The organism is Olivibacter sp. SDN3, assembly GCF_014334135.1.
Classification (GTDB): domain Bacteria; phylum Bacteroidota; class Bacteroidia; order Sphingobacteriales; family Sphingobacteriaceae; genus Olivibacter.
Genome location: NZ_CP060497.1, coordinates 2,949,696 through 2,972,165 on the forward strand (window position 1 = coordinate 2,949,696; position 22,470 = coordinate 2,972,165).

Consider the following 22,470-nt stretch of genomic DNA (forward strand, 5'->3'; position numbering starts at 1 on the left):
AGAACCGTTAAAGCTGCAAATTTTATTAGCAAAACTCAGTTTTCAGGGGCGCTCATGAGATCGCTCCAATAGTTGTTGGTTACTTTCATTATTGGATAAAAGAAGAACAAACAAATGTCACTCAAACTAAAAACAACGATAGTACTTTTCAGTATAACCTGCATGTTGCAGCAAGTTACGGTAGCACAAGATACTGTAAAATATACGGGTACCACTTTATCCAGTGTGGATTATCATCACGGACAACTACGTCCCGTAGTAGGGGTACATAATATACAGGTGTTTCGGGCTAATCGAGAGCAGGCTAAATTAGCGGGTGGACACAATTGGACCTATAATCACCAGCCGATGTTAGCCTACTGGAAGGATACTTTCTTTTTGGAGTACCTGAGTAATCCAATTGGCGAGCATATTCCTCCAGGCCAGACCTTGTTACAAACATCTAAAGATGGCTACGAATGGTCTGATCCAGTAATTGTGTTTCCACCGTATAAAGTACCTGATGGTTGGAAAAAAACCGGACAGGATAAAGTAGCTAAGAACTTGGACGCCGTAATGCATCAACGGATGGGGTTTTATATCTCCAAAAGCAATCGCTTATTAATACTGGGTTATTATGGCATAGCGATGGATGCTAAAGATGATCCAAATGATGGAAATGGCATTGGACGCGTCGTGCGTGAAGTAAAGGGTAATGGAGAATTTGGTCCGATTTATTTCATTCGGTACAACGCCTCGTGGGATAAAAAGCAGTCGACTTATCCATTTTATACCGACAGCAACGAGAAAGGTTTTGTAGATGCGTGCGAAGAGGTGCTGGCCCAGCCCCTGATGATGCAACAATGGGTGGAAGAGGCAGACAGAGACGATCCTTTAATCCCACTTAAGCGAAGTATCAAGGCGTTCAGTTATTATCATCTGCCTGATGGTAGGGTGGTCGGCTTATGGAAGCATGCACTTACTTCCATCAGTAATGACGGTGGTAAATCATGGGCCTATGATGCGCTTCGGGCCCCGGGCTTTGTAAATAGCAATGCTAAAATATGGGGACAAAAAACTGTCGATGGTCGTTATGCTACCGTATATAATCCATCCGAATTCCGGTGGCCGCTAGCGATATCGACAAGTGATGATGGCTTGGAATATAAAGATCTTTTATTGGTAAATGGAGAAATAACGTCTATGCGTTATGGAGGAAATTATAAATCGTATGGGCCACAATATGTGCGCGGTATACTGGAGGGAAATGGAAAGCCACCTGGGAACAATATGTGGGTAACCTACAGTATGAATAAGGAAGATATGTGGGTAGCCAAAATACCGGTTCCTATCGTAGCTGCCGTCGATGGCAGTGTGCAAGAGGTTTTTTCGAAAATGCCCATAGGAAAGGAGTTGAATAACTGGAATCTCTATAGCCCATTATGGGCAACTACCAAAATAGAAGCCGCTCCTAATGGTGAAAAAGCACTGACCTTACGTGACAAAGATCCATACGATTATGCCAAAGCTGAGCGAGTGGTTCCTGAAAGTAAAAACCTCCAAGTGGAGTTTTCGGTAATACCGGCACAGGTGGATCACGGTATACTTCAAGTGGAATTTTTAGATGATAAAGGCTCGGCAGCAGCGAGAATCATAATAGATGCCGACAGTTTGATTAAAACCAAGGCGGGTTACAGAAATGCAGGTTTAACGCAGTATGAAACTAATGAATGCTATGATTTTAAGCTTGTGCTTGATGTGAACACCCGTTCCTACACAATCGCTGTAAACGGTCAGCAGAAAGGTGCTAAATTATTTTTTGCTCCAATTGCAAAGATCAATAGAGTTACCTTCAGAACAGGAGAGGTGCGGCGCTTTCCGGATGCTGATACACCAACCGATCAGGATTATGATTTGGAAGGAAGCGGGATACCTGCCAAAGAAGCAGTTTATTATATCACACAATTTAAAGCTAAAAAGTTATTCTAAAATAGAACTCCTATAAATGCTTACCAGGTGAAATCAATAAGTAATACAATAACGAAGGAAATAATAGTACCTACCCTAAACGTGCTTGTTTGTTTAGCATTGCTTTTTTTTGCAAACTTAGCTTCCGCACAAGAAACAACACGTCTATATTTATCCGGCACAGGAAACGATAACCAGGTAGATTGGCAATTCTATTGCACAGAGGGGCGTAATTCCGGCAAATGGACCACGATCCCGGTTCCCTCCAATTGGGAGTTAGCGGGTTTTGGAACCTATAATTATGGCTTTGATAAAAGCGAGAAGTTGGGCAAAGAAAAGGGGCAATATAAACATACTTTTCAGGTGCCATCATCTTGGGAAGGAAAACATATAAATATCGTTTTTGAAGGCGTGATGACCGATGCTGAAGTAAGGGTGAATGGTCAATTGGCAGGTCCGGTACATCAGGGGGCTTTCTACGCTTTTAGATATAATATTTCGAAACTGTTACATTTTGGTAAGGAGAATATACTAGAAGTTAATGTGTCTAAACATTCAGAAAATGAGTCGGTTAACGATGCCGAGCGAAAAGCTGACTTTTGGATTTTTGGCGGTATTTTTCGGCCTGTTTGGCTAGAAGTATTGCCTAAAACGCATATAGAGAGGGTCTCGTTAGATGCCAGGGCAAATGGTGATTTTCGCGCAAACTTACAGCTGAACACCTCGGCCGATGAGGTGAAAGGCCAGATCTATTCATTGGAGGGCAAACCTATTGGAACGCCATTTTTACAAAAAATCACCTCGGAACAAAATGAGATCTTTTTGCATACGCAAATTAGTCAACCTGCTCTGTGGTCGTCAGAATTTCCTAATTTATATGAAGTAGTGTTTGAATTATATACAGGGAATGAATTGGTTCATCGGGAAAAAAAGCGTTTCGGGTTTAGAACAGTGGAGGTGCGTGAAAGAGATGGTATTTATGTCAATGGTGTGAAAATGAAATTTAAAGGAGTAAACCGCCACGCTTTTTGGCCGTCTTCGGGACGTACTACGAGTAAACAAATCAGCATTGCCGACGTGAAACTTATGAAAGAGATGAATATGAATGCTGTTCGTATGTCTCATTATCCACCGGATGGTCATTTCTTGGATATATGCGACTCTTTAGGGCTTTTCGTGATGGATGAACTCGCAGGATGGCATGGACATTATGATACACCTATTGGTACTAAATTGTTGAAGGAAATGATGGCTCATGATGAAAATCATCCATCCATCGTGATTTGGGCAAATGGCAATGAAGGGGGGCATAATCTTGATTTGGATAGTATTTTTTTAGCAGAAGACATACAAGAGCGGCCAGTGGTTCATCCATGGCAACTCTTTGGAGGGATTGAGACACAACATTACCGTGAATACAACTACGGCATCGGAAACTACAACAATGGTCGGGAAATTGTTATGCCTACCGAATTTCTTCATGGCATGTATGACGGTGGTCATGGGGCTGGTTTGGAAGATTATTGGACGCATATGTGGCATGATCCACGGTCTGCGGGGGGATTCTTATGGGATTTTGCTGATCAGGGTGTGGTGCGTACGGATAGAAAGGACTCGATCGATACTGACGGCAATCATGGAGCGGATGGTATCGTAGGACCCTATAGGGAAAAGGAGGCTAGTTTTTTTGCTATTAAAGAAATATGGAGCCCTGTGTTCATCGAGAAAAGGGCAATAACACCGAGTTTCGATGGTACCTTTGAGATGGAAAACAGATACGCTTTTACCAATCTGAATCAGTGCGCCTTTACTTGGAAGATAAAAAGGTGGAACGAACAGGCGGAGCCGATCGACTCTTTAATGGGGGAAGCGCCTGCACCAGACATTAAACCCTTACAAAAGGGTAATTTAAAGCTTAAACTTCCAACTAATTGGCAAAATTTTGACGTGTTATATGTGACGGCGACCGATCCTCATAAAAATGAACTATTTACTTGGAGTTACCCTATTAGTCAGCCAAAAGACCTTATTAGGCAATTAGTGGATACAATAGGTAATAATGCCGTGGAAGTAGAAGAACGCGATTCGTTATATATTGTTCAGGCTGGCGAAATCATTCTCCATATTAATAACCGCACTGGCGTTTTACATAAAGTAAGTAATAAGGAGGGAGATATTCCTTTTAATAGTGGTCCGGTATTACAACAGGGAGAAAACAATTTTAGGGGTTTTACTCATCGTAAAGAAGGAGATCAGTTGATGATTACTTCCACATTTGACGAAAAATTGAGCTATAACACACTTGAGTGGACGGTCTACCCCTCGGGCTGGGTGAAGCTGTTTGTTCGTTATTTTCCCGGAGATTACTTTACAGATTTTGTTGGACTTAATTTTTTGCTGCCTGAAGACCAAATACTGGGGGTAAAATATATGGGAATCGGACCCTACCGGGTTTGGAAAAACAGAATGAGGGGACAGGCCTTTGGCGTTTGGAGTAAAGCCTATAATGATAGTGAAACGGGAGAAGCTCCTTGGCTTTATCCTGAATTTAAGGGATATCACGCGCAGATGTATTGGAGCGAGCTGGAATTAAAAAATCAATCCTTCAGAGTGGTAACACCTGATGAAGACACATTCTTACGCTTGTATACACCGGCATATAAGGAAGATCCATGGAAAAACTATGATTTAATATTCCCTTCCGGAGATATTTCGTTTATGCAGGGCATAACAGGAATTGGTACCAAAACACAGAAAAGGGAAAACACCGGGCCGATGGGGAAAAAGAATATTTTTTATGATTACGAAAAGGATCCCAGTAGGGCAAAAGAACTAACCTTGTATTTTGATTTTAGTTCTAAATAAGCGCATATGTATAAAGCACTTACACATATATTCTTCATTGTATGGCTTTCATTACCGGCAACCTTGGTGTTTGCGGGTCAGGTTGGTATCACGCATCTACGCTGCGAGTTGCTTAACAACCCCCAGGGGATCGATGTACAGCAACCAAGGCTAAGTTGGGAACTGGTTGGTAATCAGAGAGGACTTAAGCAGGTCGCTTATCAGATTCAGGTGGCGTCGTCCCCCGAACGTTTGAAGCAAAATCAAATCGATTATTGGGATTCAGGGAGAATAACAACCGACAGTAGCGTACATATATCTTATGGAGGAAAAATACTTCGTAGTCGCGATCGCTGCTATTGGCGGGTCAAGGTATGGAGTAGTGATGGCCAAACAGCATGGAGTGATGTGGCGTATTGGAGTGTCGGTTTGTTAAACTATAATGACTGGAAAGGTCGATGGATTGGTCTTGACCGTGCTTTTGAATGGGATCGGGAAGATCAATTCTCGCGGCTGTCGGCCAGATATTTCCGAAAAGAGTTTGAAGCAAAAAAAAACATTAAACAGGCAACGGCCTATATCATTGGGCTAGGACTTTATGAATTTTATGTGAATGGGATGAAGATTGGTCAGCAGGTGCTGGCCCCGGCTCCAACGGATTATACGAGGGACGTGAAGTATAATACTTTTGATGTAACGAATGCCTTGCTATCGGGAAAGAACGCGTTGGGTGTAATTTTAGGTAATGGAAGGTATTATGCCATGAGACAGGCTTATAAACCATATAAAATCAAAACTTTTGGTTATCCTAAATTGCGATTTAATTTAGAGGTGGAGTATACAGACGGAACGAGTGATTATATCAGCAGCGATGATTCCTGGATGCTTACTGCAGATGGCCCTATTCGCACCAACAATGAGTATGATGGCGAAGAATATGACGCCCAGAAAGAATTGATGGGATGGAACGAGGTGGGATATAATGATGAAGCTTGGTTAAAAGCTGAGTTTGTGCAGGCACCGGGAGGGATGCCGCGTGCCCAGATGAGTGAGTTTATGCAAGTGATGGATACCTTGAAACCTCAGCATATCCATCAGCAAAGTCCGGGGGTATATGTCTTGGATATGGGGCAGAATATGACTGGATGGATAAAAATCCATGTGAAAGGGCAGGCCGGAACACAGGTGAAAATGCGTTTTGCCGAATCGCTCCAACCCGATGGAAGTCTCTTTGTTGCGAATCTAAGGGATGCTAAAGTGACGGATAGCTATACTTTAAAGGGAAATGGCCACGAAAACTGGGAACCTCGGTTTGTATACCATGGATTTCGTTATGTAGAAATAACAGGCTATCCAGGTCAACCTTCCTTAGCTGATTTTGAAGGCATGGTTGTATATGATGCGCTTGAAACTACAGGAAAGTTCAAAAGTAGTGACGCTACACTTAACCGGCTTTATCAAAACGCCTTTTGGGGTATTGCCGGGAACTATAAGGGGATGCCGTTAGATTGTCCGCAGCGAAATGAACGGCAACCTTGGCTGGGCGATCGTACTACAGGCGCATATGGTGAAAGTTTTATGTTTGACAATGCTAAACTATATGCGAAGTGGTTGGATGATATTCAGGCAGCACAGATGAGTGATGGCAGTATTCCAGATGTTGCCCCGGCTTATTGGCATTACTATAGCGATAATGTAACCTGGCCGGGTACTTACCTTACGGTGGCCGACATGTTGTACAGGCAGTATGCAGATAAACGAGTGATCGAAAAGCACTACCCTTCCATGAAAAAATGGATGTTTTATATGCGTGATAATTATACGGAAGAGGGACTGATTACAAAAGATAAGTATGGTGATTGGTGTGTGCCGCCTGAATCAGCAGAACTGATTCACTCCCGCGATCCAACAAGACAAACCGATGGAGTATTATTGGCATCGTCGACATACTTGCATCTGCTGCAGCTTATGCAAAAGTTTGCTCAACTGTTAGGGGCTGAAAAGGATGAAGCAACTTTCCGGGCGATGGCTGAAAAAATGAAAATAGCTTTCAATCAAAAATTCTTCGATACTCAAATAAAACAATATAGTAACAATACCGTAACAGCTAACTTATTGCCCTTGGTCTATGATATCGTACCTGCAGAGGATAAGAAGGCTGTTTTTCAGCAGCTTGTACAAAAAATGGATGATAATCAAAGGCATATCAGTACCGGCGTGATCGGTACGCAGTGGATCATGCGTGGCTTGAGCAATTTCGGGAGACCTGATCTTGCGTTTCAACTGGCTACAAATACGACCTATCCAAGCTGGGGGTATATGGCTGCAAATGGAGCAACTACTATTTGGGAATTATGGAATGGCAATACAGCTAATCCAAATATGAATTCACAAAACCATGTAATGTTATTGGGTGACTTGCTGATATGGTATTTTGAGCACGTTGGTGGAATAAGGGCCTTGCAGCCGGGGTTTAAAACCATCGAAATGCAGCCTAATTTTGAGATACCCATGCTTTGGGCGGAAGCTTCTTATAAGTCGTTACACGGAAAGATAAGCAGTAGTTGGAAGAAAGATGGGCAGGGGATTATTTGGAAGGTTACCATCCCTCCGAATACAAAAGCCCACCTATATTTTCCAACGAATAAGGAGGAACATGTCATGGAAAATAAAAAACCGGCAGCAAATGCAGAAGGGGTAAAGTATATAAAAACGACCGATGGAAAGATCATCTTTGAAGTCGTAGCAGGAACCTACTCATTTACCATGGAATGAATAATAATAAGATATGAGACTCGGCAAAATTTACTTTTTGGTTATAGCGCTATCTGGTCTGTTCACACACACCTTGCATGCGCAAAACCAGATTTGGCGTGAAGGAATAATAGTAGACGAATTTTTGTACGAGCAGGCTACATTTCCATCGTGCCATTCGGCAACCATTGTTGAAACACCTACAGGTTTAGTGGCAGCCTTTTTTGGGGGAACGAAAGAACGGCATCCTGACGTGGAGATCTATGTATGTAGACAGGTGAACGGAAAATGGACGGCACCCGTTTCAGCTGCCCATGGAATACAACCGAATGGCGATCGTTTGCCTACCTGGAACCCTGTTCTCTACCAAATACCTGACGGTGACCTATTGCTATTCTATAAAATAGGTCCGAAACCTGCTGAGTGGTGGGGAATGCTTAGGCGTTCGAGCGACGGGGGGCGTACATGGTCGGAAGCAGCAAGTTTACCACGTGGATATATCGGGCCGGTAAAGAATAAGCCTGTTTTATTGGATAACGGTACACTATTAAGTCCGAGTAGTACGGAAGGCAATGGTTGGAAGCTTCATTTCGAAGCTACAACCGATTTTGGTAAAAATTGGTATAAGATAGGACCGCTGAAAACCAAAGATAGTATAGATGCTATTCAACCCAGTATCCTTAACCATGGAAAAGGTAAGTTGCAATTGTTGGCCCGTAGTAGAAATAGAGCTTTGGTGCAAGCTTGGTCAGCAGATAACGGCGAAACATGGTCGGCCATTGAGCCAACAGATCTGCCAAACAATAATTCGGGTACGGATGCCGTGACATTAAAAGACGGGCGTCAGGTACTGGTCTATAACCATGTTTTACCTCCGGGAGACTTGGCGAAAGGGCCACGAACACCTCTTAATGTATCGGTTTCAAGGGATGGGAAAAACTGGTACGCAGCCGTAATTTTGGAAGACTCGCCCATAAGTCAGTATTCCTATCCAGCAGTGATTCAAACACAAGATGGGCTGCTGCATTTCATTTACACGTGGCGAAGGGAGAAAATAAAACATGTGGTAGTGGATCCGACCAAGCTGAAACTTCGAAAAATAAAAAGGGGTAAATGGCCTACTTTGAAAGGCTATACCGCACCAACGGCAACCAACTATAAAAAGGAGGAAGATTAATCAAGGAACGATGAATGTAATACGAATATTAATAGCACTATCGGCAATTGTAGGAAATATATCATTACTGTTTGCGCAGCGTAGTGATAATCAGTACAAAATGCCTTTACTAACGGTTCTGAAGCAGATCGAGAACAAGTATGACGTTCAAATCAAATACGATGAGAAGCAAGTTCAAGATCGTTGGTTGAACTATGCGCTTTGGCGTTTCAGGCCGAGTATAGAAGAAACCCTCCAACAGGTGTTGTCGCCCTTAGATTTAAGGGCGTTTCAAGAAGAAGAAGGCATTTATCGGTTGAGGGAATACGAATATTACCGTTGGCCGGTAAAAGAAGGTTGGGAAAAATTAGATCAAATAGCAGCACAATATGACGATAAGGTGAGTTGGGAATTAAGAAAAGACTCTTTGCGAACCGAGCTTTGGAAAGCTTTAGCACTATATCCGTTACCTTCTGCACCTGCTTCTAGACCTATCGTGACACCGATTAGAAAAATGAATGGCTATACCGTACAAAATGTAGCGATCGAACTATTGCCGGGAGTATATGTAAATGGTTCACTCTATAGACCGGAAAAGTTCAAGGGGAAAATTCCAATTGTATTGAGTCCTGATGGGCATTGGCAAGGGCATCGTTTTAGAAAAGATGCCCAGGTGCGCTGTGCGATGACCGCTCGTATGGGCGCCATAGCCTTTAGTTATGATTTATTTGGTTGGGGGGAGTCTGGCTTGCAGTTTAAGTACGAAGATCATCGGAAAAGTCTTGCGCAAACTATTCAGGTTTTAGGTGCAGTGCGTATTTTAGATTACTTGCTCGCGTTAAAAGAAGCAGACACTACCCGTGTGGGGATTTGCGGTGGATCTGGCGGTGGTAGTCATAGTGTACTGATGACAGCCCTAGATTCACGTATTAAGTTGAGTATCCCCGTGGTATCACTTTCTTCCTATTTTTATGGAGGCTGTCCTTGTGAAAGCGGCATGCCAATTCATCTATGTGCCGGCGGTACTAATAATGTCGAACTGGCAGCAATGGCTGCGCCTAATCCACAGTTAGTAATCTCAGATGGCAGTGACTGGACCGCCCATATGCCGGAGCATGATTTTCCATATTTGCAGCAGATCTATAGCTATTACGGGAAACAGGGTTCGATAGAAAACGTGCATTTACCGCAAGAAGGACATGATTTTGGTTTTTCCAAACGTAAACCTGTGTATGATTTCTTGTGTAAACATTTTAGTTTAGATGAGCAATTGGTAAAAGACGCACAAGGTAATTACGATGAAAGCAAATGTGTGATAGAAGAAGAATCAGCACTTTATGTTTTTGGTGAAAATGGTGAGCAGTTACCTGAAAATGTCTTAAGAGGATATAACAATTTGGAAAAATTGTTTCAATAGGAGTTTTAAATATCAAGGAATGAACAGAAGAAAATTTATTTCAAAGACCGCTTATTTGGGAGTAGGGACTGCGATAACACCTATTCTTGCATGGGGGCGTAAGACTCCAAAGTATAAAATTGCATTAATAGATTTAATGCTCTTGAAGCGTCAAAAAGTAAGTGCCTTGGATCTTACTGAAGAACTTGGTGCAGATGGGGTTGAAGTCGATATGGGGGGCTTGGGCAATCGGGAAACCTTTGATAGTAAACTGGCACACGGATCTGTACGTAAGGCGTATCTTGAAAAAGCAAAAACGTTGAATATAGAACTCTGCTCGTTAGCAATGACAGGTTTTTATGCGCAGTCATTGGCTACCCGGCCAACTTATAAAAGAATGGTGCAGGATTGTATTGATACCATGGTAGCCATGAAAATAAAAATCGCCTTTTTACCATTAGGCGTACAAGGTGATTTGATACAATACCCTGAACTAAGACCGCAATTGGTGAAGCGTTTGAAGGTTATTGGTGAAATGGCTAAGAAAGCTGAAGTGACAATCGGTCTTGAGACGGCATTGGATGCTACGGAAGAAAAGGAGTTTCTAAAGGAGGTTGGTTCAGCGCATATCAAAAGTTATTTCAATTTCTCCAATGCCCTCAAAAATGGTCGCGATTTATGTCAAGAGCTGCGTATCCTGGGTAAGGAACATATTTGTCAGATACATTGTACAGACGATGATGGTGTTTTGTTGAAATATAATACACGACTAGATATGCAAAAAGTAAAAGAAACTCTCGATGCGTTGGGATGGAGTGGATGGCTCGTGATCGAGCGCTCGCGCGATGCCAAAAATCCGGGTGACGTGAAGGGGAACTTTGGGAATAATACGCGTTATATGAAAAAGATCTTCCAAGCATGATAGACCTATCCACGTTATTTGTTCGGTGTTTTTTTTGTATGCTCATGATGATTAATGCCTGTCAAAGTAAGCGGGTAGAAGAGATGGAATGGTTGGCGGATATACCCACGGCAAATGATGTCGGAGCAAGTGCGTTACCAGATACCATCGCACCGATATCCGCACCTTTTTCCACTGTTACATTTCACAAACCAGATTTTCCTGACCGTTCTGTGCGGATTACAGATAAAGGGGCGACGGAAGAGCAGGTAGTCACTGGTATTATCCAGTCACTTATTAATGAGGTCGCTGAACAGGGCGGCGGTCGGGTGGTTATTCCCAAAGGAAAATGGAAAACGGGACGGATTAATTTGAAAAGTAATGTGAACCTACATGTTGAGTCGGGAGCTGAACTTCACTTCAGTGGCGAAATAGCGGATTATCTACCGGCTGTATTTACGCGTAACGAAGGAGTTGAACTCATGTCACTGGGTGCCTGTATCTACGCTAACGGCCAAAAAAATATAGCGATTACGGGTGAAGGAAAATTGCTCGGTCCGGCAGAAGGTTCGTTACGTAGGCAGATCATGACACATGACGTCATTGAAAATGTAGTTCCTTTGGATAAACCCGTTGGGCAGCGGGTTTATGAAGGGGCAGACGAAGGCTTTATTTTTCCTCCCATGCTCATCTCACCGATCAACTGCGAAGCGGTATATATAGAAGGGGTAAGTTTAGCGCGAACGGCCTTTTGGAATATCGTGCCGATTTATTGCGACAACGTAATTATTCGCGGGGTAACGATCCATTCCGTTGGAATTCCGAGAGGAGATGGTATCGACGTGGAATCGTCCAAAAATGTGTTAATAGAATATTGTACATTAATTACCGGCGACGATTGTCTGGCTATGAAAGCAGGTCGGGGGACGGATGGTTTGCGGGTGAACAGACCTACAGAAAATGTGGTGGTGCGTTATTGCCTAGCAGAGAAAGGACATGGCGGCATAACCATAGGTAGTGAAACTGCCGGAGTGATAAAAAATCTGTATGTGCATGATTGTGTGTTTAACAACGAAGGAAATGGGATCCGTTTTAAAACAAGAAGACCCCGTGGAGGTGGCGGAGAGAAATTATACTACGAGCGTATTCGCATGCGCTTGGAGCAGACCGCTTTACGCTGGGATATGTTGGGTAGTGCAGTTCATGTGGGAGCGGCTGCAGACCGCACCATACCGATTGAAGCAGGCGATCTAACACCTTATTTTAGAGATATTTATATAAAAGATATCGTGGTTGAACAAGCGTCGCAATTTGTACGTGTCGACGGTATACCGGAAGCTCCGTTAAGCCATGTGGAAATACAAAGAGCCCGTGTAAATAGTGATCAGTTATTTCGGGTTGCTGATGCGGAGAATGTTTGTGTTGAAAATGCCTGGCTGAAAAGTCCAGATACTGCTATACATCTCTTAAATGCCCAAGATATTCGCATTCGAAAAGTGAAATTTGAAATTCCAACTAATCAGATTGCCATTGATGCACCAAAGCAAGATCAAGCAATTTCTTTGAAGGATATTAGCTACGTCCCATATTAGCTCAGACGCATTTACCGGCAGTAAACGGTTTGTTGAATTTTTTTATAGCTCTTTTATGCCTGATGACTTAGGCGAAAAGGCACAGCCTGGGTAAAACCTAACTATGAAAAGGCTAAAGCAAGTATAAAGAAATCAAGCAAAGATACCTTCAAAGATAATATCCTATAATATCAGGTTAAATTGCTATAAAGAACCACCTGCTATCTCACTTATATTTGTAATTGATACTAACCTATATAAGGTACAACCGGCACTAAAACTATTTGAAACGTCTGTTGATTAACCTTTATAAACTGGATATATGAGTCGGATGATCACGGTGCTTATTATAGTATGTTGTTGTAAAATCGCATTTTCAGATACCTTAGCGGTTACTAACTTACGTGTGGATTACAAACGATATCCCAAAGGCTTGGTTACCTACCCTAAATTCAGCTGGGAACTACAATCAGGAGAAAGGAATACGCATCAGCGTGCTTACCGTATTTTGGTTGCTGATCATATAGATTCCTTGGCGATCGATAAGGGCAATATCTGGGATTCTGGAAAAGTTGCATCGAATGCATCTAATCAGGTGCTCTATGAAGGGAGGACGCTACTGCCTACAAAAAGCTATCATTGGAAGGTGAAAGTTTGGGACAATCATGAAAAAGTTTCGGCATGGTCGGAATCGACTCATTGGCAAATGGGACTTTTCAATAAAACGGATTGGAAAAGTGCACAATGGATAACCTACAACGAATTGGCCAGCGATCGTATAGACCCCTTACCAAAAAGTGATAAAAAAGATTCGATTCAAGATAACAATATATTACCGCTATTCCGTCGGTCTTTTCAGGTGCAAAAGCGAATTGCACGGGCAACGCTGTTCATAAGTGGTTTAGGGCATTTTGAGTTACATCTCAACGGACAAAAAATAGGTGATCATTTTTTGGACGCCGGGTGGACAAAATATGATAGCGAAGTTTTATACGAGACCTTTGACGTCAGTAAATATTTACGGCTCGGAGAAAATGCGATCGGTGTGTTATTGGGTAATGGCTTTTATTATATACCACCTGTGAAAGGAAGATACAGAAAGCAAAAGGTCGCTTTTGGCTATCCTAAGATGATTGCGCGCTTACATATTGTCTATACCGATGGAAGCAGCGATGATATGGTAAGTGACGAACAATGGAAAACAGATAAAAGCCCCATTACCTTTTCGAGCATCTATGGCGGTGAAGATTACGATGCCCGTTTGGAACAACCCGGGTGGGATAGCACAGGTTTTGACGATAAACATTGGCAACAGGCTATTGTTACGAATGGCGTAGAAAACTTGAAGCCGCAAACGGCTGAACCAGTAAAAGTTTTTGAACAATTTGATCCAAAAAAAACGATGCGGTCGCCAAAAGGTGATTGGATAGTTGATCTCGGGCAAAATGCATCGGGAGTTGTATCACTCACGGTTAAGGGTAACGCTGGAGATACCGTGCGTATATATCCCGGCGAACTGCTGCAAGATGGAGCGGTTACCCAAAAAGCTACTGGAGGCCCATTCTATTTTGAATACGTACTTAAAGGAGGGGAAGAAGAAAATTGGCAACCTCGCTTTAGTTATTATGGATTCCGATACCTTGAACTAAGGGGGGCAGTACCTAAAGGAGTCGAAAACCCATCGAAGCAAGCCGAAATCATCGCCTTACGAGGACTTCATATTCGAAATGCGGCAGAGGAAGCTGGAATTTTCCATTCATCTAATGACTTATTCAATCGTACACATCGTCTTATCGATTGGGCGATAAAAAGCAATATGGTAAGCGTGTTTACTGACTGTCCACATAGGGAGAAGCTGGGTTGGTTAGAGCAAACGCACCTTATGGGAGCATCTGCCCGCTATCGTTACGATATTGCTACCCTGCTGCGGAAGACGGTAAATGATATGATGTTATCTCAGCTGCCGAATGGGTTGGTACCTGAGATAGCTCCTGAATTTGTGGAATTTACCTGGGGTGGAGAGATGTTTCGTGATTCACCCGAATGGGGAAGCGCCAGTATTATCTTACCCTGGTACCTATATAAGTGGTATGGAAATAAGGAAGTGTTGGAAACGGCTTATCCCATGATGAAGAAATATATGGGTTACTTAGCCGGTAAATCCGAAAACCATTTGTTGAAGCAAGGGTTAGGCGATTGGTACGACCTTGGCCCAGAGCCTCCGGGTGTTTCCCAGTTAACCCCTATGGGAGTTACGGGTTCAGCTATTTATTATTACAATCTGCAAATCTTAATAGAAATAGCTGAAATGCTAGACCATGAGACAGACCGAGCACGTTTTATATCATTAGCAAAGAAGGTCAAGGAAGCGTTTAATAAAGCTTTCTTTAATCCGTCAAATAAACAATATGCTACCGGAAGCCAAACAGCAAACGCGATGGCAGTATATATGGGATTGGTAGAACCTGAGCATAAAGAAGCTGTGGTGCACAATCTTATTCAGGATATACGTCAACGGGGTAACAGTTTAACGGCGGGTGATATAGGTTATCGTTATGTATTACGTGTACTGGAGGAGGAAGGACGCTCAGATGTCATCTACGATATGAATAGCAGAAGTGATGTGCCTGGTTATGGTTATCAACTAGCAAAAGGAGCAACTGCTTTAACGGAGTCCTGGCAGGCCTCAGAGCGTGTATCTAATAATCATTTCATGCTCGGACACTTAATGGAGTGGTTGTATAGTGGTTTGGCGGGTATCAAGCAACAGGAAGAAGGAATCGCCTTCAACAAAATTAAAATTCAACCGGAAGTGGTGGGAGATATAAGTGCTGTGAAAGCTGTTTATCACTCGATATATGGCGATATACGTTCATCGTGGGAGAAAAAGGGTGACCAGTTTGAACTAAAAGTACGTATCCCAACTAATACCGAAGCAAAAATCTATTTGCCGATAGCAGACAACTATATCATTTATGAAGGGAATCGGCATTTAGAACAGGTAGGCATTCCAATAATTGGTGACGAAAAAAGGAGAAAGATCTTAGCGGTAGGATCAGGAGATTATCATTTCGTGGTGAAAGAGGGAGCGAGCAACCCAGAGTAAATAAATTTTACCGAGTGAACTAAAAATAAAAAGAACAATAGCATCGGGGGAATATCATTCATATGAAGAAAAAAACGGCTTTAAAATTTGGGAGCATACACACGCGTCGGAGGCGTAAACAGTTCATATATCTAAGTATCAGTGTTTTTTTACATGTGCTGACCGCCTGTGCACAGCAAAAAGACCGCCTCACAAATCATGAAATGCAAGCCATTTATAACGAGGTGAAAACGCCTCATAAATATGGCTTGGTGATGGTTCCTCCGGATAATTCAAAAAAAATGGATTGTCCCACCGTATTTCGTAAGGATAGCTTATGGTATATGACCTATCTCGTTTTTGATGGAAGAGGTTATGAAACATGGTTAGCTTCGAGCAGAAACCTGTTAGCATGGCAAGATCTAGGTAAACTGCTTTCTTTTTCAGACGAAGGTCTTTGGGACGATCACCAAAAAGCTGGTTATAATGCCTTACAGGATATTACTTGGGAAGGTGATTACGAACTTCATCCTTACGATGGAAAATATTGGATGTCTTACTTCGGTGGAGATGGTCGTGGATACGAAGCGGGCAACCTTTCCATTGGTATGGCTTATACAGATAAAGACCCTTCCCAAGCTCATGAATGGGAGCGGATAGGGGAGCCTGTCTTAACTTCACAGGATCCAAATGTTCGTTGGTGGGAAAACCGAAAACTTTTTAAAAGTACGGTCATGCGAGACGGAAAAGGTCTCACCGGACACAATTTTGTCATGTATTATAATGCCAATGGAGATTCTGCACAGCATAACATCAAAACACGTTGGTTTGAGCGGATCGGAATGGCGGTTTCGGACGATATGGTCCATTGGAAACGTTATTTGGACGAACCTGTCGTACATCATCCTGTTGGTATTACCGGCGATGCCATTATTCAGCAGATCGGTGATACCTATGTCATGTTTTACTTTGGCGCATTTTGGCAAGATCGCGAAGGGGCATTTAACCGGTTTGCCGCATCAAAGGATTTGGTCAAATGGACAGATTGGGAGGGAGAAAGCCTTATTGAACCGTCAGAATCTTACGATGAGCAGTATGCGCATAAGTCGTTTGTACTGAAACATGAGGGTGTGGTGTATCACTTTTATTGTGCAGTAAATAAACATGATCAAAGAGGAATAGCCGTAGCTACCTCAAAAGATTTAGGCAATAGCAAAAAAACATTTATAGCACCAGATCCAGTAACAGAAGAGAAATAATGAGTAAACGGTATAAACAGCGGCTTCATCTGATGATGTTAGGACTAATGATCCTCATATTAATCTTCCCATCCTTGCTTTATGGTCAGGAGCAACCGATGGGGCGCATTAACTTCAATAATGATTGGAGATTCTTTCAGGGAGATAGGCCTGACGCGAAGACTTCTGCTTTCGATGATAAGGAATGGCGACTTTTAAATCTGCCGCATGATTGGAGTATTGAAGGTGACTTTAGTGATACACATCCGGCTACCAATCAAGGGGGTGCATTGCCCGGAGGGATAGCTTGGTATCGTAAAAGCTTTGCGATGCCTATAACTGAACAAGGGAAAGAAGTGTATATTGATTTTGATGGCATCTATCGAAATAGCGAAGTTTGGATTAATGGACATTACCTAGGTAAAAGGCCCAGCGGTTATACTTCTTTTAGGCATGATCTCACTCCCTATATTAAATTTGGGGACGCACAAAATGTAATCGCTGTACGAGTGGATAATAGCAAACAGCCTAATTCACGTTGGTACACAGGCTCTGGAATTTATAGGAACGTCTGGTTACTTTCCAAAAATAAAATAGCGATAGATCACTGGGGAGCCTTTGTGACAACGCCAGAGGTAAGTGATGAGCAAGCAAAGGTACAGCAAATTACCACGTATCGTAACTTAACGGGGGAAACAAGAGAGGTAACCTTGCAAATTACTCTATATGATCAACAAGGTAAAGAGGTAGTGTCTAGAAAGTCTCAGCAGATATTGACAGATAGTTTAACGGAAACTGTCAGTGAACTGGAAATTCGTAACCCTCAATTGTGGTCGGTAAGCAACCCTTACTTGTATCAAATAAAAACACAGCTCCTAGATGGAAATGAGGTGTTAGATGAGCACATCGTTCCACTGGGCATTCGTCATTTCTCATTTGATGCTAAAAAAGGATTTTACCTGAATGGCAGTGCTGTGAAAATTCTGGGAGTTTGTATGCATCATGACTTGGGCGCTTTGGGAGCAACGGTTAATAAAAGGGCAATGAATCGGCAACTTGAAATACTCAGGGAGATGGGTGCAAATGCCATCCGGATTTCTCATAATCCTCCGGCTCCTGAGTTCTTGGATTTGTGTGATGAAATGGGTTTTCTGGTGATGGATGAGGCCTTTGATATGTGGCGGAAGAAAAAGAATAAGTTTGATTATGCCCTTGATTTTGATGAATGGCATCGACAAGATTTAGAAGATTTAATAAGGCGTGATCGTAATCACCCTTCAATAATCATGTGGAGCATTGGCAACGAGATCCGCGAACAGTTTGATAGTACGGGTATCGCTTTAACGAAAGCGCTGGTAGATATTGTAAAGACGGTCGACAAGTCCCGACCGGTTACAGCCGCCTTAACGGAAACCGATCCGGAAAAGAATTTTATTGCACAGGCTGGAGCGTTGGATATTTTAGGTTTTAATTACAAGTACGAACAATACGATAGTTTACCCATAAACTTTCCGAACCAAATTTTAATAGCCTCGGAAACGACATCTGCCTTGGCATCTAGAGGGCACTATGATCTAGGGCAGGATAGTTTGCGTTTTTGGCCACCAAACCCAAAAGAAAAATTCGTCAAGAACGGTAACCCTGATCATACGGTTTCTGCATACGATCATGTAGCTGCATACTGGGGAACCAGCCATGAACAGGCTTGGCGGGCAGTAAAAGAGCGCGATTTTTTAGCTGGGTTATTCGTTTGGACGGGATTTGATTACTTGGGCGAACCCGTGCCATATGATTATCCCGCTCGCAGCTCTTACTACGGTATCGTCGATTTGGCTGGTTTTCCGAAAGACGTTTACTATTTGTATCAAAGTGAATGGACAAGTAAACCGGTGTTACATGTTTTTCCTCATTGGAATTGGAAAGTAGGAGAAATTGTCGACGTGTGGGCTTATTACAACATGGCAGATGAGGTTGAATTGTTTTTGAATGGTCAATCGCTAGGCACGCAAAAGAAGGAAGGAAATGCTATGCATGTTTCCTGGAAGGTGCCCTTCGAGCCGGGTATCATAAAGGCAGTTTCGAGGCGACAGGGAAATGACGTGTTAACCAAGGAGGTAGCGACTGCCACTAAACCAAAAAAACTTCGACTGGAAGTGGATAGAACAACATTACAGGCCACACAGGAAGACTTGGCCTTTATAAGCGTTTTTATAGAGGATGCAAACGGAAACCTTGTTCCTAAAGCAGCGAATGAGTTGAGTTTTGACGTAAAGGGTGTAGGTTTTCTGGCAGGGCTTGATAACGGTTTTCAGGCGAGTTTAACAACATTAAAGGGAGATAAAAAGGAAGCCTACAATGGCAGATGCCTGGCGATTATTCAAACAAAAGGTGAAAAAGGAGAAATTAAGGTAACTGTGCGTGCAGAAGGGATCATGTCAGAGGAAGTTGTTGTCCAGGTAAAATAATACGAATCTTGAGCGATGGATCATAGCTGGCCAAGGAGGGAAATATTAAGAGAAGATAGTTTCGATAACGAGAGAAGTAAGAATTATGATTAAGAAATATTCATAATAATAAAACGAGAATTGAGATCAAATAAAATAAAAAGAGAGTATGATGAGCAATAGTACTTTTTTTGATTATGTACGTGTTGATAGCTATTCATCAACACCTAAATATCTACAGTTAGCTCACGCCATATTGGGAGCTGTGAGAGAAGGAAAATTTCAGAAAAACAACCTATTGCCCTCTTTAAATGAGCTCACTAGTCATTTGGAGATTTCTAGAGAAACTGCAGACAGAGGGTACAAATACCTTAGATACCTAGGTATATTGAAAGCTGTACCTGGTAAAGGGCACTTCATCTCAACCACGGAGTTGAAAGCTCCGTTACGTATCTGTTTATTAGTGAATAAAATTAGTGAGGGTAAAAGTTTATTTTACGATACACTGGTAACGGCTTTGGGAAAAGATATTCCGATTGATTTTTATGTCTATAACAACGACTTCTATTTGTTTAAACAGTTGCTGCATAAAAGACAGGATTATACACATTACATTATTTTACCACATTTCTTAGATAACGCCGAAGCTGCAGAAGCATTAATCGATAAGCTACCGAAAGATAAGCTGCTCGTGTTGGATAAAAAACTGCCGGGTATTAAAGGGCATTATACCTGTATTTATGAGGATTTTGAAAATGATATCTACCGAGCGCTCGATCAGGCAAAGCACTGCTTGAGCAAGTACCATACCTTAAAATTAGTTTTTTCATCAAAAAGTTATTTACCCTCTGCGATCAAGAAAGGTTTTCATAAGTTTTGTCAGCAATATGCTTTCGAGCGGGAGATCTTGCATGAAGTTAACACCGCAGTCCTAACAAAAGGTGAAGCGTATATCTGTGTAAACGATGATGATTTGGTAAACCTATTGGATAAAATGGCTCTTGGCAATTTAAAGATAGGTGAAGATATTGGTATCATATCTTATAATGATACACCGTTAAAAAAATATATCGCAGGAGGCATCACTACCATCAGCACAGATCATCAGCAGATGGGATTACTGGCAGCGAAGGCTATCAAAGAAAATCCAATACAGCAAATAGCTTTGGATTTCTGTCTGCAATTGCGCAACTCGTTATAAATCAAACTAGCTAAGAATGAGATCTTTTATTATAGCTGTTCTCTTAATGTCCATGGGCACCATTCATTTGAAAGGAGCTGAACTTTGGGTATCTCCCCAAGGTGCCGACACTTATCCGGGAACAAAAAGCCAACCCGTGGCAACGCTCGATGCCGCCTTAAGGAAAGTGAGGGAGTGGCGAAGACTAAATGATGAAAGGGTGGCAAAAGGGGTGAATATCTATATGCAGGGAGGAAGATATAGGCTTAAGCAACCGATATTTATTCGCCCGGAAGATTCGGGAACGGCGACAAGCCCAACGATCATTTCTGCGGCTCCGGATGAACAGCCTATCATAAGCGGAGGGATACCGCTAAAGAAAAATTGGCAAAAAGTAACGGATGATAATGCACGTTTGGCTGCTGTTGCTCGGGGGAAGGTGTGGGTAATCGATGCTCCCAAGATGGGAGATGAAGTAGTAGATTTTAGGCAATTATGGGTAAATGATATCAAAGCTGTAAGAGCTAAAAGTACTTTAGGAGACAGTATGGACAGGATTTTGTCCTGGAACCATAAAGACGAAACCTGTTGGATTCCGAAAAGTACTAACTTCCAATGGCAGTCAGGAATGGAGTTTTTTATACACCAGTGGTGGGCAGTAGCTACCTTACGTATAAAAGAAGCGAATGTAGTAGCCGATAGCGTGCAGTTGTCTTTTTTACAGCCGGAAAGCAAGCTACAGTCCGAACACCCCTGGCCTGCTCCATGGCTTTCAAAAGAAACGGGTAACTCTGCTTTTTATCTGACCAATTCCATACATTTTTTAGATGAACCGGGAGAGTGGTATCTGGATAAACAGCGCGCAAAGTTATACTATTGGCCAAGGGATGGGGAAAATTTATCTACTGCCGAAGTTCTGGTACCTTATTTAGAAACGCTGCTTCGCGTGGCAGGGACCATCGATCAACCGGTGCAACATATACATTTTAAAGGAATCACTTGGCAGCATAGTACTTGGCTTCGTCCGTCAAAACGCGGACATGTTGCTTTGCAGGCGGGGATGTACTTTCTGGATGCTTACAAACTCGAAGTACCGGGTACTTCCGACAAAAAAGGACTGGAAAACCAAGCATGGATAGGACGACCCGATGCTGCAGCTACCCTGTCTTACACACAGCATACTTCTTTTGAAGACTGTAAATTCGAGCACTTGGCTTCCACTGGTTTGGACTACCACCGGGGTGTGCAACATAATAGTATTAAAGGTAATCTATTTAGAGATATCGGTGGCTCGGCAATTTTACTCGGAGTATTTTCAGACGAAGCTTTCGAAACGCATCTTCCCTATAATCCTACCGATGTAAGGGAGCTGACTTCCGATAATAGGATAGAAAACAATTTAATAACTAATGTTACCAATGAGGATTGGGGCTGTGTGGGAATCGGTGCTGGATATGTGCGTAATACAATTATCCAGCATAATGAAATTAGTGAAGTTTCCTATACTGGTATTAGTCTTGGGTGGGGATGGACACCCACGGTAAGCGCAATGGCTAATAACAAAGTTTCGGCTAATAAAATTCACCATTATGCCAAGCATATGAATGATGTGGCAGGTATTTATACCCTATCAGCACAACCCGGATCTGTCATTGAAGAAAATTATATCGATAGCATCTATACCGCGCCCTATGCACATCTACCTGAACATTGGTTTTACCTATATACAGACGAAGGATCAGCGTATTTTACCGTAAAAAACAACTGGTGTCCACAAGAGAAGTTTTTACAGAATGCCAACGGCCCGGGGAACACCTGGAAGCATAACGGACCAATGGTGTCGGAGAGCGTTAAACAACAGGCAGGTTTACAAGAAGCCTATAAGTATCTGTTAAGTAGGTGATAATAAAGAATTATAAGGTTAGTGATTAATAAATAGGATCGTATTTTTTAG

General features: G+C 42.4%; 12 protein-coding genes. All 12 read left to right on the forward strand.

Annotated elements, in window-relative coordinates; translation table 11 throughout:
• Positions 1–114 precede the first annotated feature (114 nt).
• The 12 genes from H8S90_RS12170 (at position 115) to H8S90_RS12225 (ending at position 22,419) form a co-directional block, all read left to right on the forward strand.
• Positions 115–1,968 carry a six-hairpin glycosidase gene (locus H8S90_RS12170; protein WP_187342778.1) on the forward strand — a complete coding sequence of 618 codons (1,854 nt, stop codon included), beginning with the start codon at positions 115–117 and terminating at the stop codon, positions 1,966–1,968.
• Between the two features lie 27 nt (positions 1,969–1,995).
• Positions 1,996–4,812, forward strand: coding sequence for a glycoside hydrolase family 2 TIM barrel-domain containing protein (locus tag H8S90_RS12175; protein WP_255501928.1), 2,817 nt, complete (start codon positions 1,996–1,998; stop codon positions 4,810–4,812).
• A gap of 6 nt (positions 4,813–4,818) precedes the next feature.
• Positions 4,819–7,566, forward strand: a complete 2,748-nt coding sequence (locus tag H8S90_RS12180; RefSeq protein WP_187342779.1) for an alpha-L-rhamnosidase — start codon at positions 4,819–4,821, stop codon at positions 7,564–7,566.
• Between the two features lie 13 nt (positions 7,567–7,579).
• Positions 7,580–8,722 (forward strand): exo-alpha-sialidase, encoded by a 1,143-nt coding sequence (locus H8S90_RS12185; RefSeq protein ID WP_187342780.1) that lies wholly within the window; start codon positions 7,580–7,582, stop codon positions 8,720–8,722.
• Between the two features lie 10 nt (positions 8,723–8,732).
• A complete protein-coding gene (locus H8S90_RS12190; RefSeq protein WP_187342781.1) occupies positions 8,733–10,118 on the forward strand; it encodes a DUF4974 domain-containing protein in 1,386 nt (461 codons plus the stop codon).
• Positions 10,119–10,137: 19 nt separating this feature from the next.
• A complete protein-coding gene (locus tag H8S90_RS12195; RefSeq protein ID WP_187342782.1) occupies positions 10,138–11,019 on the forward strand; it encodes a sugar phosphate isomerase/epimerase in 882 nt (293 codons plus the stop codon).
• Complete coding sequence (locus tag H8S90_RS12200) at positions 11,016–12,590, forward strand: glycoside hydrolase family 28 protein (protein ID WP_222852297.1); 1,575 nt, start codon at positions 11,016–11,018, stop codon at positions 12,588–12,590. Before H8S90_RS12195 ends, H8S90_RS12200 begins: the two co-directional genes overlap by 4 nt.
• Before the next feature lie 301 nt (positions 12,591–12,891).
• Positions 12,892–15,675, forward strand: a complete 2,784-nt coding sequence (locus H8S90_RS12205) for a family 78 glycoside hydrolase catalytic domain (RefSeq protein WP_187342783.1) — start codon at positions 12,892–12,894, stop codon at positions 15,673–15,675.
• 62 nt (positions 15,676–15,737) lie between these two features.
• Positions 15,738–16,913, forward strand: a complete 1,176-nt coding sequence (locus H8S90_RS12210; RefSeq protein WP_187342784.1) for a glycosylase — start codon at positions 15,738–15,740, stop codon at positions 16,911–16,913.
• Positions 16,914–16,945: 32 nt separating this feature from the next.
• Positions 16,946–19,357: a beta-galactosidase GalB gene (gene galB / locus H8S90_RS12215; RefSeq protein ID WP_187342785.1), complete on the forward strand. Its 2,412-nt coding sequence runs from the start codon at positions 16,946–16,948 to the stop codon at positions 19,355–19,357.
• A gap of 148 nt (positions 19,358–19,505) precedes the next feature.
• Complete coding sequence (locus tag H8S90_RS12220; protein WP_370525693.1) at positions 19,506–20,537, forward strand: substrate-binding domain-containing protein; 1,032 nt, start codon at positions 19,506–19,508, stop codon at positions 20,535–20,537.
• Between the two features lie 16 nt (positions 20,538–20,553).
• Positions 20,554–22,419: a right-handed parallel beta-helix repeat-containing protein gene (locus H8S90_RS12225; RefSeq protein WP_187342786.1), complete on the forward strand. Its 1,866-nt coding sequence runs from the start codon at positions 20,554–20,556 to the stop codon at positions 22,417–22,419.
• Positions 22,420–22,470 lie beyond the last annotated feature (51 nt).